Consider the following 13,626-nt stretch of genomic DNA (forward strand, 5'->3'; position numbering starts at 1 on the left):
GCGCCGGTGGGTGCGCGTGGCACCCACCGGCGAGCGGTGGATCAGCGGTGGGACGCGATCAGACGCGACGGCGCTTGGGCGGACGAACGCCGTTGTGCGCCTGGGGCGTCACGTCGGAGATCGAGCCGACCTCCAGGCCGGTGGCCTGGAGCGAGCGGATCGCGGTCTCGCGGCCCGAACCCGGGCCCTTCACGAAGACGTCGACCTTCTTCATGCCGTGCTCCTGGGCGCGGCGGGCGGCGGCCTCGGCGGCGAGCTGCGCCGCGAACGGGGTCGACTTGCGCGAACCCTTGAAGCCGACCTGGCCGGAGGAGGCCCAGGCGATCACGGCACCCGAGGGGTCCGTGATGGAGACGATCGTGTTGTTGAACGTCGACTTGATGTACGCGTGACCGTGGGAGACATTCTTCTTCTCCTTGCGGCGCGTCTTGCGGGCGCCGGAGGCGGCGCGGGTCTTGGGAGGCATCTACTCGTCCTTCGTCGAGGTCGTCGGACCGCCGGCCGTCGCGGGGCGACGGCCAGAGCGGCTACTTGCGACCGGCCTTCTTCTTGCCGGCCACGGTCCGCTTCGGACCCTTGCGGGTACGCGCGTTGGTCTTCGTGCGCTGACCGCGCACCGGAAGGCCGCGGCGGTGCCGGAGGCCCTCGTACGAACCGATCTCGACCTTGCGGCGGATGTCGGCTGCGACCTCGCGGCGAAGGTCGCCCTCGGTCTTGTAGTTCGCCTCGATGTGGTCGCGCAGCGCGACGAGCTCGGCGTCGCCGAGCTCGCGCACCCGCAGGTCGGGGCTGATGCCCGTCGCGGCGAGGGTCTCGTCCGCACGGGTGCGGCCGATTCCGAAGATGTAGGTGAGCGCCACCTCGAGCCGCTTGTCGCGGGGGAGGTCGACGCCGACAAGACGTGCCATGCGGTGTCTCCGTCGTGCAACCGGAGGTCGGTCGCCTCGTCATCCCTCGGATCGAGGGCCCCGGCCTCCGGACCGGGGGTCGCCGCGCGGGTGCTCAGGGCACTCGCGCGGCGGTGACGACGCGCTGGTGGCGGTGGTGCCACCTGCCAGGGTGTTCAGCCCTGGCGCTGCTTGTGGCGCAGGTTCTCGCAGATCACCATGACGCGACCGTGCCGGCGGATCACCTTGCACTTGTCGCAGATCGGCTTGACGCTGGGCTTGACCTTCATGATCGTTCCTTGCCGCCGCACGCCCTGCGGGCAGCGGCTTGCGTGAGTGGCGGGTGTTACTTGTAGCGGTAGACGATGCGGCCGCGGGACAGGTCGTAGGGCGTGAGCTCGACGACGACCCGGTCCTCGGGGAGGATCCGGATGTAGTTCTGCCGCATCTTCCCGGAGATCATGGCGAGCACCTTGTGACCGTTGCTCAGCTCCACGCGGAACATCGCGTTCGGCAGCGCCTCGACCACGACACCCTCGATCTCGATGACGTTGTCCTTCTTCCCCATGTCCTCCACTAACTCCTCGGGGCGCCACGCGGTCGTGGCACGGTGCGGCTCCCGGTGAGGGGTCCGCGGGTGGTGGCGGGTCTCCCGTCAGGGATCCGCCGGCGGGCGCTGCGCCTGAGCGCAGACCCAACGGGCAAGCATACGCGATCGCGCGCGGCCCGGCGAACGCGGTCGTGCGACGTCCACCGCTCCCCCGTCCCCGGGCGCCGACGGATCGCCGCCACCCGGGGCGGGCGTCAGTCGGTCAGCTGCCGGACCGCGTGGAGGACGGCGGCGGTGATCGCCTCGACCTCACCGGCACCGGCCACACGGGCGTGGATCCCGCGCGCGGCGTACGCGTCCGCCAGCGGCGCCGTCTGCTCGTGGTAGACCGCGAGCCTGCGGCGGATGGCGTCAGGGGTGTCGTCGGCCCGACCCTCGAGCTCGGCGCGCCGGGAGAGCCGCTCGAGCAGCTCGTCCTCGGCGACGTCGAGCTCGACGACGCCGTCGAGCGCGGTGCCGCTGCCCTCGAGGATCGCGTCGAGCTCGGCCACCTGGGCGGCGTTGCGGGGGTAGCCGTCGAGCAGGAACCCGCCCGTGGCGTCCTCCTGCGCGAGGCGGTCGCGCACCATGCTGTTGGTCACCTCGTCCGGGACGAGCTCGCCCCGGTCCGTGTAGGACCGCGCGAGACGCCCCAGCTCGGTGTCACCCTTGATGTTCGCCCGGAAGATGTCCCCGGTCGAGATCGCCGGGATCCCCAGCGCCTCGGCGACGCGGACCGCCTGGGTGCCCTTGCCCGAGCCCTGCGGGCCCATGATCACCAGACGCGTCACTTCAGGATCCCCTCGTAGTGCCGCTGCTGCAGCTGGCTGTCGATCTGCTTCACCGTCTCGAGGCCGACGCCCACGATGATCAGCAGCGACGTGCCACCGAACGGCACGCTCGCACTGATGCCGAGGGCCACGAACGCGATCGTCGGGATCAGCGCCACGATCAGCAGGTAGATCGACCCGGCCGACGTGATGCGGGTGACCACGTAGCGCAGGTACTCCGCCGTCGGGCGGCCGGCACGGTAGCCCGGCACGAACCCGCCGTAGCGCTTCATGTTGTCCGCGGTCTCGTCCGGGTTGAACGTGATCGAGGTGTAGAAGAAGGCGAAGAACAGGATCATCACGGCGAAGATCGCCAGGTGCAGCGGCGCACCCGGGTCGGCGACGTTGACGAGGATCCACTGGACCCAGCCCTCGCTCTGGTCCCCGAACTGGGCCGCGAGCGTCGGCAGCGCCAGGATCGAGGACGCGAAGATCACCGGGATGACGCCGGACATGTTGATCTTGATCGGGATGTAGGTGCTGGTCCCGCCGTAGGTGCGGCGACCGACCATGCGCTTGGCGTACTGCACCGGGATGCGGCGCTGCGACTGCTCGACGAAGACGACGGCGACGATGAGCACCAGCGCCATCGCCATCACGATCGCGAACGTCGTCGCGCCACCGGGCGTCTGCGTCACGGACCAGAGCGCGGTCGGGAAGCTGGCGGCGATCGAGATGAAGATCAGCAGCGACATGCCGTTGCCGACGCCGCGCTCGGTCACCAGCTCGGCGAGCCACATGACGAGGCCGGTGCCGGCGGTCATCGTCAGGATGACCAGCAGGATGGTGATGATGCTGTCGTCGGCGATGACGGGTGTGGCGTCGCCCGAGGCACCACAGCCCTGGAACAGCACACCGGTGCGCGCGGTGGTGACGATGGTGGTGGCCTGGAGGATCGCCAGGAAGATCGTGAGGTAGCGGGTGTACTGCGTGAGCTTCGCGGTACCCGACTGGCCCTCCTTGTGCAGCGCCTCGAACCGCGGGATGACCACACGGAGCAGCTGCACGATGATGCTGGCCGTGATGTACGGCATGATCCCGAGCGCGAACACCGACAGCTGCAGCAGTGCACCGCCGGAGAACAGGTTGATCAGGCCCAGGATGTCGTTGTCGCCGGACTGGCCGACGCAGATCTGGACGTTGGCGTAGTTCACCCCGGGGCTGGGGATGAACGACCCCAGGCGGAAGATCGCGATGATCCCCATCGTGAACAGCAGCTTGCGCCTCAGGTCGGGGGTCCGAAACGCTTGAGCGAATGCGCCTAGCACGCTTCCTCCAGGTCAGGTGGGGGTGGTCCCCCGCGCGGGGGCGCGGAGGGACGAGAGACGACGACGGGTGGCGACGTAGAGAACCCTACGTCGCCACCCGTCGTGCTCAGGCCTGAGTGGCGCTGCCGCCGGCGGCGAGGATCTTGTCCCTCGCGCTGGCGGAGAACCGCTGTGCCGTGATGTCGAGCTTCACACCGCCGAGGTCGCCGGTGCCGAGCACCTTGACCGGACGGTTGGGGCGGACCGCCCCGGCCGCGGCCAGGTCGTCGACCGTGATCGTGCCGCCCTGGGGGAACAGCTCCGCGAGCCGGTCCAGGTTCACGACCTGGTACTCGGTGCGGAACGGGTTGGTGAACCCGCGCAGCTTCGGGAGGCGCATGTGCATCGGCATCTGCCCACCCTCGAAGCCGGCAGGCACCTGGTAGCGAGCCTTCGTACCCTTGGTACCGCGGCCGGCCGTCTTACCCTTCGAGCCCTCACCGCGACCCACGCGGGTCTTCGGGGTGTGGGCACCGGGGGCGGGACGCAGGTGGTGGACCCGCAGCGTCCGCGACGCCGGAGTCACCTCCTTCTCGTCGGCCTTCGCGGCCGCGCTCTTCTTCGACTCTGCCATCAGTCGACCTCCTCGACCTTCACCAGGTGGTTGACCACCTGGATCATGCCGCGCACCTGGGCGTTGTCCTCACGGACCGTCACGCGGCCGATCTTGCCGAGGCCGAGCGTGCGCAGCGTGTTGCGCTGGTTCTGCTTCCCGCCGATGGCGGACTTGGTCTGCGTGACCTGGAGCTGTGCCATCAGGACACCCCCGCCGAGATCTTCGCGGCGGCCTCGGCCCGACCGGCGGCCTGGGCGCGCAGGAGCGGGGCGGGCACGACGTGCTCGAGCGGGAGACCGCGGCGAGCCGCCACGGCCTCGGGCTGCTCGAGCGAGCGCAGGGCCTCCACCGTCGCGTGGACGATGTTGATCGCGTTCGACGAACCGAGCGACTTGCTCAGCACGTCGTGGATGCCGGCGCAGTCGAGGACCGCGCGGACGGGACCGCCCGCGATGACCCCGGTACCCGGCGAGGCGGGACGGAGGAAGACGACGCCCGCGGCGGCCTCACCCTGCACGACGTGCGGGATGGTGCTGCCGATGCGCGGGACGCGGAAGAAGTTCTTCTTCGCCTCCTCGACACCCTTGGCGATCGCGGAGGGGACCTCCTTGGCCTTGCCGTAGCCGACGCCGACCGTTCCGTCGCCGTCGCCCACGACCACGAGGGCCGTGAAGCTGAAGCGACGACCGCCCTTGACGACCTTGGCGACGCGGTTGATCGTGACGACGCGCTCGACGAACTGGCTGCGCTCGGCGTCGCGACCGCCGCGGTCACCACGACGGTCGCCGCCACCGCGACGCTCGCCGCGGCCGCCGGCGCGGTCGTTCTCGTTGCCGCCGGTCCCGGTGGTCGGTGCCCCGGCGGTCCTGGTGCGCTGCGGTGCAGCCATCAGATGTTCCTCTCGTGCTTGCGGAAGGTCATCACAGGGACAGGCCTCCTCGCGGGCGCCGTCGGCGACGGCGGCGACACGGCCGTGGTACGCGTTCCCGCCGCGGTCGAAGACCACGGTGGTCACCCCGGCGGCGACGGCGCGCTTGGCGACGAGGCCGCCGACCGTCTTGGCCTTGTCGACCTTGACGTCGGAGCTCGCGCGGAGGTCGGCCTCGAGCGTGCTGGCCGAGGCGAGCGTCGTGCCCGTGGCGTCGTCCACGATCTGCGCCACGATGTGGCGCGCGGACCGGGTGACCACGAGGCGCGGACGCTCGGCGGTGCCGACGAGGCGCTTGCGGATGCGGAGGTGGCGGCGCTTGCGGGCCTTCACCGTCGACTTGCCAGCCGACTTGATGGAGATCGCCATGGCTACTTACCAGCCTTTCCGACCTTGCGGCGGACCTGCTCGCCCGCGTACCGCACGCCCTTGCCCTTGTAGGGCTCCGGCTTGCGGATCTTCCTGATGTTGGCGGCGACCTCGCCGACCTGCTGCTTGTCGATGCCGGCCACCGAGAACTTCGTGGGCGACTCGACGGCGAAGGTGATGCCCGCGGGCGCCTTCACCGTGACGGGGTGGCTGAAACCGAGCGCGAACTCGAGGTCGCTGCCCTTGGCCACCACGCGGTAACCGGTGCCGACGATCTCGAGCTTCTTCTCGTAGCCGTCGGTCACGCCGGTGATGAGGTTCGCCAGCAGCGTGCGCGTGAGGCCGTGCAGCGAGCGCGAGAGGCGCTCGTCGTTCGGACGCGTCACCACGAGCGTGCCGTCGGTGTGCGACACCTCGATCGGGTTCGGGACCGTGTGCGTCAGCGTGCCCTTCGGGCCCTTGACCGTCACGACGCGCTCGGCGAGCGAGACGTCGACGGCTGCGGGGACCACGACCGGGATCTTCCCAATGCGGGACATTGTCGTTCCTCCCTTACCAGACGTAGGCGAGGACTTCCCCACCCACGCCCTTCTTCGCAGCCTGACGGTCGGTGAGCAGACCGGAGGACGTGGACAGGATCGCCACGCCCAGGCCGCCGAGCACCTGGGGCAGGTTGGTGGACTTGGCGTACACGCGCAGGCCGGGCTTCGACACGCGGCGCACACCGGCGAGCGAGCGCTCGCGCTGGGGGCCGAACTTGAGGTTCAGCACGAGGGTCTTGCCGACCTCGGCCTCCTCCTCGCTCCATCCCGCGATGTAACCCTCCGCCTGGAGGATCTCGGCGATGTGCGACTTGAGCTTCGAGTACGGCATCTTGACCGTCTCGTGGTACGCGGAGTTCGCGTTGCGCAGACGCGTGAGCATGTCTGCGATGGGGTCTGTCATCGTCATCGGGCTCGTGCCCTTCCTCGCCGTGGTTTCCCCCACCTGAAACAGGTGGGGACCTGCGGCGTAGTTGTTACCAGCTGCTCTTGGTGATGCCGGGGAGCTGACCCGCGAGGGCCATCTCCCGCAGGCAGATGCGGCACAGGCCGAACTTGCGGTACACCGAGCGGGGACGCCCGCAGCGGTTGCAGCGCGTGTAGCCCCGCACGGCGAACTTCTGCTTGCCGGCGGCCTTGCGCACCAGGGCGGTCTTCGCCATGTCAGTTCTCCTTGAACGGGAAGCCGAGGTGGCGCAGGAGCGACCGGCCCTCGTCGTCGGACGTTGCGGTGGTCACGACCGTGATGTCCATGCCGCGCACGCGGTCGATGGAGTCCTGGTCGATCTCGTGGAACATCGACTGCTCGGTCAGACCGAACGTGTAGTTGCCCCGACCGTCGAACTGCTTCGGCGAGAGACCACGGAAGTCGCGGATGCGCGGGAGGGCGATCGAAACCAGACGGTCGACGAACTCCCACATGCGGTCGCCGCGCAGCGTGGTGTGCGCACCGATCGGCTGGCCCTCGCGGAGCTTGAACTGCGCGATGGACTTGCGGGCCTTGGTGACCTGCGGCTTCTGACCCGTGATCAGCGAGAGGTCGCGGATCGCGCCCTCGATGAGCTTGGAGTCGCGCGCCGCGTCGCCCACACCCATGTTCACGACGACCTTCGCGAGGCCGGGAACCTGGTTGACGTTCGGGAAGGCGAACTCCTCGCGCAGCGCTGGGACGATCTCCGCGCGGTAGCGGGTCTTGAGGCGGGGAGCCACCTTGGTGGCGCCCTCGACCTGCTCGGTGGTGTCGATGGTCTCGGTCATCACACGTCCTTACCGGAGCGCTTGGCGATGCGGACCCTGACGGTGCGCTTGCGGCCGTCGCGCTCGACTTCCTCGGTGCGGTAGCCGATCCGGGTGCCCTTCTTGGACTCCGGGTCGACGAGCATCACGTTGCTGATGTGGATCGGGGCCTCGACGGTCTCGATGCCACCCGTGCGGCTGCCGCGCTGCGACTGCGACACCTTGGTGTGCTTCGTGACGCGCTTGATGCCCTCGACCACCACGCGGTTGGTCTCGGTGAACACCTCGAGGACACGGCCCTGCTTGCCGCGGTCGGCGCGGCTGCCGGAGATCACGACGACGAGGTCGCCCTTCTTGATCTTCGCCATAACTCAGATCACCTCCGGGGCGAGCGAGACGATGCGCATGAACTTCTTGTCACGCAGCTCGCGCCCGACCGGGCCGAAGATGCGCGTGCCACGGGGCTCGCCGTCCTGCTTGAGGATGACGGCCGCGTTCTCGTCGAAACGGATGTAGGAACCGTCGGGACGGCGGCGCTCCTTGCGGGTGCGCACCACGACCGCCTTGACGACGTCGCCCTTCTTGACGTTGCCACCGGGGATGGCGTCCTTGACGGTGGCGACGATGGTGTCGCCGATGCCGGCGTAGCGACGGCCTGAGCCACCGAGAACGCGGATGCAGAGGATCTCCTTGGCACCCGTGTTGTCGGCGACCTTCAGTCGCGACTCCTGCTGGATCATGAACCTGCTCCTGTCGTCGTGCCGGTTCTCGGCATGTGCCGGGCCTGGCCGAACGGATAATTACTGGTGGTCAGCGAGCCTTCTCGATGACCTCGACCACGCGCCACCGCTTGGTGGCGGAGAGCGGCCGCGTCTCCATGATGAGGACGAGGTCGCCGATGCCGGCGGTCTCGACCTCGTCGTGCGCCTTGACCTTGGTCGTGCGACGGATGACCTTGCCGTAGAGCGGGTGCTTGACCCGGTCCTCGAGCTCGACCACGACGGTCTTGTCCATCTTGTCGCTGACCACGTAGCCCTGGCGCGTCTTGCGGTAGGGCCGCGTCTCGTCGGTGACGTCCTGCGTCACAGCGTCGTTCGTCATTGCTTCGCTCACTTCACGCTCGTCGGGGCGGTACGGATCCCGAGCTCGCGCTCACGCAGGACCGTGTAGATCCGCGCGATGTCGCGCTTGACCTCCTTGAGGCGCCCGTGGCTCTCCAGCTGGCCGGTCGCCGAGGCGAACCGGAGGTGGAACAGCTCGTCCTTGGCCTTGCGCAGCTCGGCGACGAGACGCTCGTCGTCCATGCCGTCCAGCTCGGACGTCTGCAGGTCCTTCGAACCCACTGCCATCAGAGGTCACCACCCTCGCGCCGCAAGAAGCGGGTCTTCATCGGGAGCTTGTGCTGCGCGCGGCGCATGGCCTCGCGCGCCAGGGGCTCGGGGACGCCGGCCAGCTCGAAGAGCACGCGACCGGGCTTGATGTTGGCGATCCACCACTCGACCGAACCCTTACCGGAACCCATGCGGGTCTCGGCCGGCTTCTTGGTCAGCGGACGGTCGGGGTAGATGTTGATCCACACCTTTCCACCACGCTTGATGTGACGGGTCATGGCGATACGTGCCGACTCGATCTGACGGTTGGTGAGGTAACCACCCTCGACCGCCTGGATGCCGAACTCGCCGAACGAGATCGCGGTACCGCCGGTGGCGGCGCCGCGACGCTTCGGGTGGTGCTGCTTGCGGTGCTTGGTCCGCCTGGGGATAAGCATCGGTGTCAGGCCTCCGTTCCGGTGGCGGCCGGAGCCGCCTCGGTGGGCGCAGCGGCGGGGGCGGTGCCCTCGTCGCGACGGCCGCGGGGGCGGTCGCCACGGTCGGGACGCGGGCCACGGCCGCGGGCCGGCGCGCCGGCCTGCTCGGCCGCGTACTCGCGCTCGGTCATGTCGCCCTTGTAGATCCAGACCTTCACGCCGATGCGACCGAAGGTGGTGCGCGCCTCGAAGAAGCCGTAGTCGATGTTCGCGCGGAGCGTGTGCAGGGGCACGCGGCCCTCGCGGTAGAACTCCTTGCGGCTCATCTCGGCGCCGCCCAGGCGGCCCGAGCACTGCACCCGGATGCCCTTGGCCCCCGCGCGCTGCGCGGACTGCATGCCCTTGCGCATGGCGCGACGGAAAGCGACGCGGCTGGCGAGCTGCTCCGCGATGCCCTGCGCCACGAGCTGGGCGTCCAGCTCGGGGTTCTTGACCTCGTGGATGTTCAGGGTGACCTGCTTGCCCGTGAGCTTCTCGAGCTCGCCGCGCAGGCGGTCGGCCTCGGCGCCGCGGCGACCGATGACGATGCCCGGACGCGCGGTGTGCAGCGTGACGTGCACGCGGTCACGGGTGCGCTCGATCTGCACCTTCGACACGCCGGCGCGCTCGAGGCCCGCCGACATCAGACGGCGGATCTGCACGTCCTCGCGGACGTAGTCGCGGTAGCGCTGACCCGGCTTGGTCGAGTCGGCGAACCACTTCGAACGGTGCTCGGTCGTGATGCCGAGCCGGAACCCGAGCGGGTTGACCTTCTGGCCCATCAGCGAGCCCCTTCCTTCGGCGCCACGATCACCGTGATGTGGCTGGTGCGCTTGAGGACGCGCGCGGCGCGCCCTGGGCACGCGGACGGATCCGCTTGAGCGTCGGGCCCTCGTCCACGAACGCCTCCGCGATGACGAGCTCGCTCGGGTCGAACCGGACGCTCGCGGCGTCGGCCTTCACCCGGGCGTTGGCGATCGCGCTGCTGACGAGCTTGCGCACGTCGACGGCGGCGGCCTGGGGGCGAACCCCAGCAGTGCCACCGCCTCCTCGGCCCGCTTGCCACGGATGGTGTCCACGACGCGGCGAGCCTTCTGGGGCGTGACGCGGAGGTACCGCACCTGCGCCTTGGCTTCCATGTGTCTGTCCTTTTCTACGACCGTCAGGTTCCGTCCCCGCGTCAGCGGCGACGGGCCTTGCGGTCGTCCTTGTCGTGGCCACGGTAGGTGCGGGTCGGGGCGAACTCTCCGAGCTTGTGCCCGACCATCGACTCGGTGACGAACACCGGGACGTGCTTGCGGCCGTCGTGCACCGCGAACGTGTGACCGAGGAAATCAGGCGTGATCATCGACCGGCGCGACCACGTCTTGATGACGTTCTTCGTGCCCTTCTCGTTCTGCACGTCCACCTTCTTCTGGAGGTGGCCGTCGACGAAGGGGCCCTTCTTCAGGCTGCGAGGCATGCTTCGTACTCCCTATCAGCGCTTCTTGCCGGTACGCCGACGGCGCACGATGAGCTTGTCGCTCGGCTTGCCAGGACGACGGGTGCGGCCCTCGGGCTTGCCCCACGGGCTGACCGGGTGGCGTCCACCGGAGGTCTTGCCCTCACCACCACCGTGCGGGTGGTCGACCGGGTTCATGGCGACACCGCGGACGGTCGGGCGCTTGCCCTTCCAGCGCATGCGGCCGGCCTTGCCCCAGTTGATGTTCGACTGCTCGGCGTTGCCGACCTCGCCGACCGTCGCGCGGCAGCGGACGTCGACGTTGCGGATCTCGCCGGACGGCATGCGCAGCTGGGCGTAGGGGCCGTCCTTCGCGACGAGCTGCACGGAGGCCCCCGCCGAGCGGGCGATCTTCGCGCCGCCACCGGGGCGCAGCTCCACGGCGTGGATGACCGTACCCGTGGGGATGTTGCGCATCGGCAGGTTGTTGCCGGGCTTGATGTCGGCGTTCGGCCCCTGCTCGATCGGGTCGCCCTGACGGAGCTTGTTCGGCGCGATGATGTAGCGCTTCTCGCCGTCCGCGTAGTGCAGCAGCGCGATGCGCGCCGTGCGGTTGGGGTCGTACTCGATGTGCGCGACCTTGGCGGGCACGCCGTCCTTGTCGTGACGACGGAAGTCGATCACGCGGTAGGCGCGCTTGTGGCCACCACCCTTGTGGCGGGTGGTGATGCGGCCGGTCGAGTTGCGGCCACCGGTCTTGCTGAGCGGACGCACGAGCGACTTCTCAGGCGTCGACCGGGTGATCTCGACGAAGTCGGCGACGGACGAACCGCGCCGGCCCGGCGTCGTCGGCTTGTACTTACGGATTCCCATGATCTAGGTCCTCATCCCATCGACGCCGGTCAGGAGACCGGACCGCCGAAGATGTCGATCGAGCCCTCGCGCAGCGTGACGATCGCGCGCTTGGTGTCCTTGCGCTTGCCGATGCCGACGCGCGTGCGGCGGGACTTGCCCGGCCGGTTGAGCGTGTTGACGTCGGCAACCTTGACCCCGAACACCTGCTCGACCGCGATCTTGATCTCGGTCTTGTTGGCGCGGGGGTCGACGAGGAAGGTGTACTTGCCCGCGTCGAGCAGGCTGTAGCTCTTCTCGGAGACGACCGGCGCGATCAGGATGTCGCGCGGGTCCTTGCCGATGGCGCTCACTTGGCGTCCTCCTCGGTGGTCGGCACGGGCACCACGACGGCGCCGGCCAGGAAGGCCTCGAGCGCGGCCGAGGTGAACACGACGTCGTCGTTGACGAGGACGTCGTAGGTGTTCAGCTGGTCGGGGCTCACGAGGTGGACCTCGACGACGTTGCGCAGGCTGAGCCACGCCACGTCCTCGTCGCGTCCGACGACGGCGAGCACGCGGTTCGCCGAGGTGGCGGCGCGCAGCGCCGTGAGGGCGGCCTTCGTCGACGGCGTCTCGACCGCGAGGTCGGAGACGACGTGCACGCGGCCGGCGCGCGCCCGGTCGGACAGGGCGCCGCGGAGGGCGGCGGCCTTCATCTTCTTGGGCGTGCGCTGGCTGTAGTCGCGCGGCGTCGGGCCGTGGACCACACCACCGCCGGCGAACTGCGGCGCGCGGGTCGAACCCTGACGGGCACGACCGGTGCCCTTCTGCTTGTACGGCTTCTTGCCGCCACCACGGACCTCGGCCCGCGTCTTGGTCTTGTGCGTGCCCTGGCGGGCCGCGGCGAGCTGCGCCACCACGACCTGGTGGATCAGCGGCACGTTGGTGGTCACGTCGAAGACCTCGGCGGGGAGGTCGGCCTGGCCGGCCTTCGCGCCCGTGGCGTCGATGACGTCGATGGAGGTCATGGTCACGCCCCCTTCACGGCGGTGCGGACGACGACGAGCGAGCCCTTGGCGCCGGGCACGGGGCCCGCGACCAGGAGGAGCCCGGCGGCGACGTCGACCGAGTGGATCGTCAGGTTCTGGATCGTCTTGCGGGCGTTACCCATGCGACCGGCCATGCGCATGCCCTTGAAGACGCGCGACGGCGTCGAGGCGCCACCGATCGAGCCGGGCTTGCGGTGGTTGCGGTGCGCACCGTGGGAGGCGCCGACGCCGGAGAAGCCGTGACGCTTCATGACACCGGCGGTGCCCTTGCCCTTGGTGGTGCCGATGACGTCGACCTTCGCGCCGGCCTCGAAGGCCTCGGCGGTGATCTCGGTCCCGGGGGTCACACCCGCGGACGCGGTGCGGATCTCGACGACGTGGCGGCGCGGCGTGACGCCGGCCGCGGCGAAGTGGCCCTTGAGGGGCTGGCTCACCTTGCGCGGGTCGATCTGACCGAACGCGAGCTGCACGGCCTCGTAGCCGTCCGTCTCCTGCGTGCGGACGGCCGAGACCACGTTGGTACCGACGCGGACGACCGTCACCGGGACGAGCTTGCCGGCGTCGTCCCAGACCTGGGTCATGCCGAGCTTCGTCCCGAGCAGCGCCGTCACGGCGGGGCTGGTGGTTGTGGAAGTCATGGTCGGATCCTCAGAGCTTGATCTCGATGTTGACGTCCGCCGGGAGGTCGAGACGCATGAGCGAGTCGACGGCCTTCGGCGTCGGGTCGATGATGTCGATGAGGCGCTTGTGGGTGCGCATCTCGAAGTGGTCGCGGCTGTCCTTGTACTTGTGCGGAGAACGGATGACGCAGTACACGTTCTTCTCCGTCGGCAGCGGCACGGGGCCGACCACCGTTGCACCGGCACGGGTCACCGTGTCGACGATCTTGCGCGCCGAGCTGTCGATGACCTCGTGGTCGTAGGACTTCAGCCGGATGCGGATCTTCTGTCCCGCCATAGCTGTCTGACTCTCTCTCGTCGTTACCGCTCGTGAACTGCTGACCGACCCCCGCGCTCGGGCGTGTCGCGCATGCGACCTACCCGGGCGGCGCACTCGCGTGCTGCGAGCCGGTACTCGAGTCGGGGTCTGTGCGCCCGGCCGGTGACGGCTGGGCGGCGATGGCTGCCGGGATCGAGACCCGAGCGCGACCCGCAGAGGGCAGAAAGCAGCGCCCGGATCTGGTCCGGTCCGCTCGCCGTCTGCACGCCCTGCGCGCACGCACGAGTCTCGTTCCCACGAGGCAACCGTGACAGTCTGCCACAGGAGCTGCGCC

General features: G+C 69.4%; 25 protein-coding genes and 2 pseudogenes. All 27 read right to left on the bottom strand.

From position 1 onward, the window contains the following. Positions 1 to 58: 58 nt before the first annotated feature. The gene (rpsK, locus tag QQK22_RS10975; RefSeq protein ID WP_109228831.1) at positions 59 to 466 is read right to left on the bottom strand and encodes a 30S ribosomal protein S11; all 408 of its coding nucleotides are present in this window, start codon (positions 464 to 466) and stop codon (positions 59 to 61) included. Positions 467 to 527: 61 nt separating this feature from the next. Further along, positions 528 to 908 carry a 30S ribosomal protein S13 gene (rpsM, locus tag QQK22_RS10980; RefSeq protein WP_284250977.1) on the bottom strand — a complete coding sequence of 127 codons (381 nt, stop codon included), beginning with the start codon at positions 906 to 908 and terminating at the stop codon, positions 528 to 530. A gap of 155 nt (positions 909 to 1,063) precedes the next feature. Further along, positions 1,064 to 1,177, bottom strand: coding sequence for a 50S ribosomal protein L36 (rpmJ, locus tag QQK22_RS10985; protein ID WP_015883600.1), 114 nt, complete (start codon positions 1,175 to 1,177; stop codon positions 1,064 to 1,066). A gap of 56 nt (positions 1,178 to 1,233) precedes the next feature. Continuing rightward, a complete protein-coding gene (gene infA / locus QQK22_RS10990) occupies positions 1,234 to 1,455 on the bottom strand; it encodes a translation initiation factor IF-1 (protein WP_135848539.1) in 222 nt (73 codons plus the stop codon). A 236-nt stretch (positions 1,456 to 1,691) separates the two neighbouring features. Continuing rightward, positions 1,692 to 2,249, bottom strand: coding sequence for an adenylate kinase (locus tag QQK22_RS10995; protein ID WP_284252691.1), 558 nt, complete (start codon positions 2,247 to 2,249; stop codon positions 1,692 to 1,694). A 14-nt stretch (positions 2,250 to 2,263) separates the two neighbouring features. Then, entirely contained in the window at positions 2,264 to 3,574 is a 1,311-nt protein-coding gene (gene secY, locus QQK22_RS11000; RefSeq protein WP_284250987.1) for a preprotein translocase subunit SecY, read from the bottom strand. Positions 3,575 to 3,680: 106 nt separating this feature from the next. Beyond that, complete coding sequence (rplO, locus tag QQK22_RS11005; protein WP_284250988.1) at positions 3,681 to 4,187, bottom strand: 50S ribosomal protein L15; 507 nt, start codon at positions 4,185 to 4,187, stop codon at positions 3,681 to 3,683. Beyond that, complete coding sequence (rpmD, locus tag QQK22_RS11010; RefSeq protein WP_284250989.1) at positions 4,187 to 4,369, bottom strand: 50S ribosomal protein L30; 183 nt, start codon at positions 4,367 to 4,369, stop codon at positions 4,187 to 4,189. Before rpmD ends, rplO begins: the two co-directional genes overlap by 1 nt. After that, entirely contained in the window at positions 4,369 to 5,058 is a 690-nt protein-coding gene (gene rpsE, locus QQK22_RS11015) for a 30S ribosomal protein S5 (protein ID WP_284252693.1), read from the bottom strand. Before rpsE ends, rpmD begins: the two co-directional genes overlap by 1 nt. A 57-nt stretch (positions 5,059 to 5,115) precedes the next feature. After that, positions 5,116 to 5,466: pseudogene (gene rplR / locus QQK22_RS11020) on the bottom strand (50S ribosomal protein L18); the annotation flags it as partial. Positions 5,467 to 5,468: 2 nt separating this feature from the next. After that, complete coding sequence (gene rplF, locus QQK22_RS11025) at positions 5,469 to 6,005, bottom strand: 50S ribosomal protein L6 (RefSeq protein ID WP_284250991.1); 537 nt, start codon at positions 6,003 to 6,005, stop codon at positions 5,469 to 5,471. 13 nt (positions 6,006 to 6,018) lie between these two features. Continuing rightward, positions 6,019 to 6,417 (bottom strand): 30S ribosomal protein S8, encoded by a 399-nt coding sequence (gene rpsH, locus QQK22_RS11030; RefSeq protein WP_284250993.1) that lies wholly within the window; start codon positions 6,415 to 6,417, stop codon positions 6,019 to 6,021. Between the two features lie 67 nt (positions 6,418 to 6,484). After that, positions 6,485 to 6,670 carry a type Z 30S ribosomal protein S14 gene (locus tag QQK22_RS11035; protein WP_284250995.1) on the bottom strand — a complete coding sequence of 62 codons (186 nt, stop codon included), beginning with the start codon at positions 6,668 to 6,670 and terminating at the stop codon, positions 6,485 to 6,487. Position 6,671: 1 nt separating this feature from the next. Next, the gene (gene rplE / locus QQK22_RS11040; RefSeq protein WP_284250996.1) at positions 6,672 to 7,265 is read right to left on the bottom strand and encodes a 50S ribosomal protein L5; all 594 of its coding nucleotides are present in this window, start codon (positions 7,263 to 7,265) and stop codon (positions 6,672 to 6,674) included. Beyond that, complete coding sequence (rplX, locus tag QQK22_RS11045) at positions 7,265 to 7,612, bottom strand: 50S ribosomal protein L24 (protein ID WP_284250997.1); 348 nt, start codon at positions 7,610 to 7,612, stop codon at positions 7,265 to 7,267. Before rplX ends, rplE begins: the two co-directional genes overlap by 1 nt. 3 nt (positions 7,613 to 7,615) lie before the next feature. Next, positions 7,616 to 7,984, bottom strand: coding sequence for a 50S ribosomal protein L14 (rplN, locus tag QQK22_RS11050; protein ID WP_284250999.1), 369 nt, complete (start codon positions 7,982 to 7,984; stop codon positions 7,616 to 7,618). A gap of 70 nt (positions 7,985 to 8,054) precedes the next feature. Next, positions 8,055 to 8,345: a 30S ribosomal protein S17 gene (gene rpsQ, locus QQK22_RS11055; protein ID WP_284252696.1), complete on the bottom strand. Its 291-nt coding sequence runs from the start codon at positions 8,343 to 8,345 to the stop codon at positions 8,055 to 8,057. 8 nt (positions 8,346 to 8,353) lie between these two features. Then, positions 8,354 to 8,593, bottom strand: coding sequence for a 50S ribosomal protein L29 (gene rpmC, locus QQK22_RS11060; RefSeq protein ID WP_284251001.1), 240 nt, complete (start codon positions 8,591 to 8,593; stop codon positions 8,354 to 8,356). Further along, positions 8,593 to 9,012 (bottom strand): 50S ribosomal protein L16, encoded by a 420-nt coding sequence (rplP, locus tag QQK22_RS11065; RefSeq protein WP_284251002.1) that lies wholly within the window; start codon positions 9,010 to 9,012, stop codon positions 8,593 to 8,595. Before rplP ends, rpmC begins: the two co-directional genes overlap by 1 nt. A 5-nt stretch (positions 9,013 to 9,017) precedes the next feature. Next, positions 9,018 to 9,812, bottom strand: coding sequence for a 30S ribosomal protein S3 (gene rpsC / locus QQK22_RS11070; protein WP_284251003.1), 795 nt, complete (start codon positions 9,810 to 9,812; stop codon positions 9,018 to 9,020). Then, a pseudogene (rplV, locus tag QQK22_RS11075) lies at positions 9,812 to 10,169 on the bottom strand (50S ribosomal protein L22). Before rplV ends, rpsC begins: the two are co-directional and overlap by 1 nt. Before the next feature lie 41 nt (positions 10,170 to 10,210). Further along, positions 10,211 to 10,492, bottom strand: coding sequence for a 30S ribosomal protein S19 (gene rpsS / locus QQK22_RS11080; protein WP_108719197.1), 282 nt, complete (start codon positions 10,490 to 10,492; stop codon positions 10,211 to 10,213). Between the two features lie 15 nt (positions 10,493 to 10,507). Then, positions 10,508 to 11,344, bottom strand: coding sequence for a 50S ribosomal protein L2 (rplB, locus tag QQK22_RS11085; RefSeq protein ID WP_284251004.1), 837 nt, complete (start codon positions 11,342 to 11,344; stop codon positions 10,508 to 10,510). Positions 11,345 to 11,373: 29 nt separating this feature from the next. After that, positions 11,374 to 11,676 carry a 50S ribosomal protein L23 gene (rplW, locus tag QQK22_RS11090; protein WP_284251005.1) on the bottom strand — a complete coding sequence of 101 codons (303 nt, stop codon included), beginning with the start codon at positions 11,674 to 11,676 and terminating at the stop codon, positions 11,374 to 11,376. Continuing rightward, the gene (gene rplD / locus QQK22_RS11095) at positions 11,673 to 12,332 is read right to left on the bottom strand and encodes a 50S ribosomal protein L4 (RefSeq protein ID WP_284251006.1); all 660 of its coding nucleotides are present in this window, start codon (positions 12,330 to 12,332) and stop codon (positions 11,673 to 11,675) included. Before rplD ends, rplW begins: the two co-directional genes overlap by 4 nt. Before the next feature lie 2 nt (positions 12,333 to 12,334). Then, positions 12,335 to 12,991 (bottom strand): 50S ribosomal protein L3, encoded by a 657-nt coding sequence (gene rplC, locus QQK22_RS11100; RefSeq protein WP_284251007.1) that lies wholly within the window; start codon positions 12,989 to 12,991, stop codon positions 12,335 to 12,337. A gap of 10 nt (positions 12,992 to 13,001) precedes the next feature. Then, complete coding sequence (rpsJ, locus tag QQK22_RS11105; RefSeq protein WP_109228855.1) at positions 13,002 to 13,310, bottom strand: 30S ribosomal protein S10; 309 nt, start codon at positions 13,308 to 13,310, stop codon at positions 13,002 to 13,004. Positions 13,311 to 13,626 lie beyond the last annotated feature (316 nt).

The organism is Litorihabitans aurantiacus (assembly GCF_030161595.1).
In the GTDB taxonomy this organism is placed as follows: domain Bacteria; phylum Actinomycetota; class Actinomycetes; order Actinomycetales; family Beutenbergiaceae; genus Litorihabitans; species Litorihabitans aurantiacus.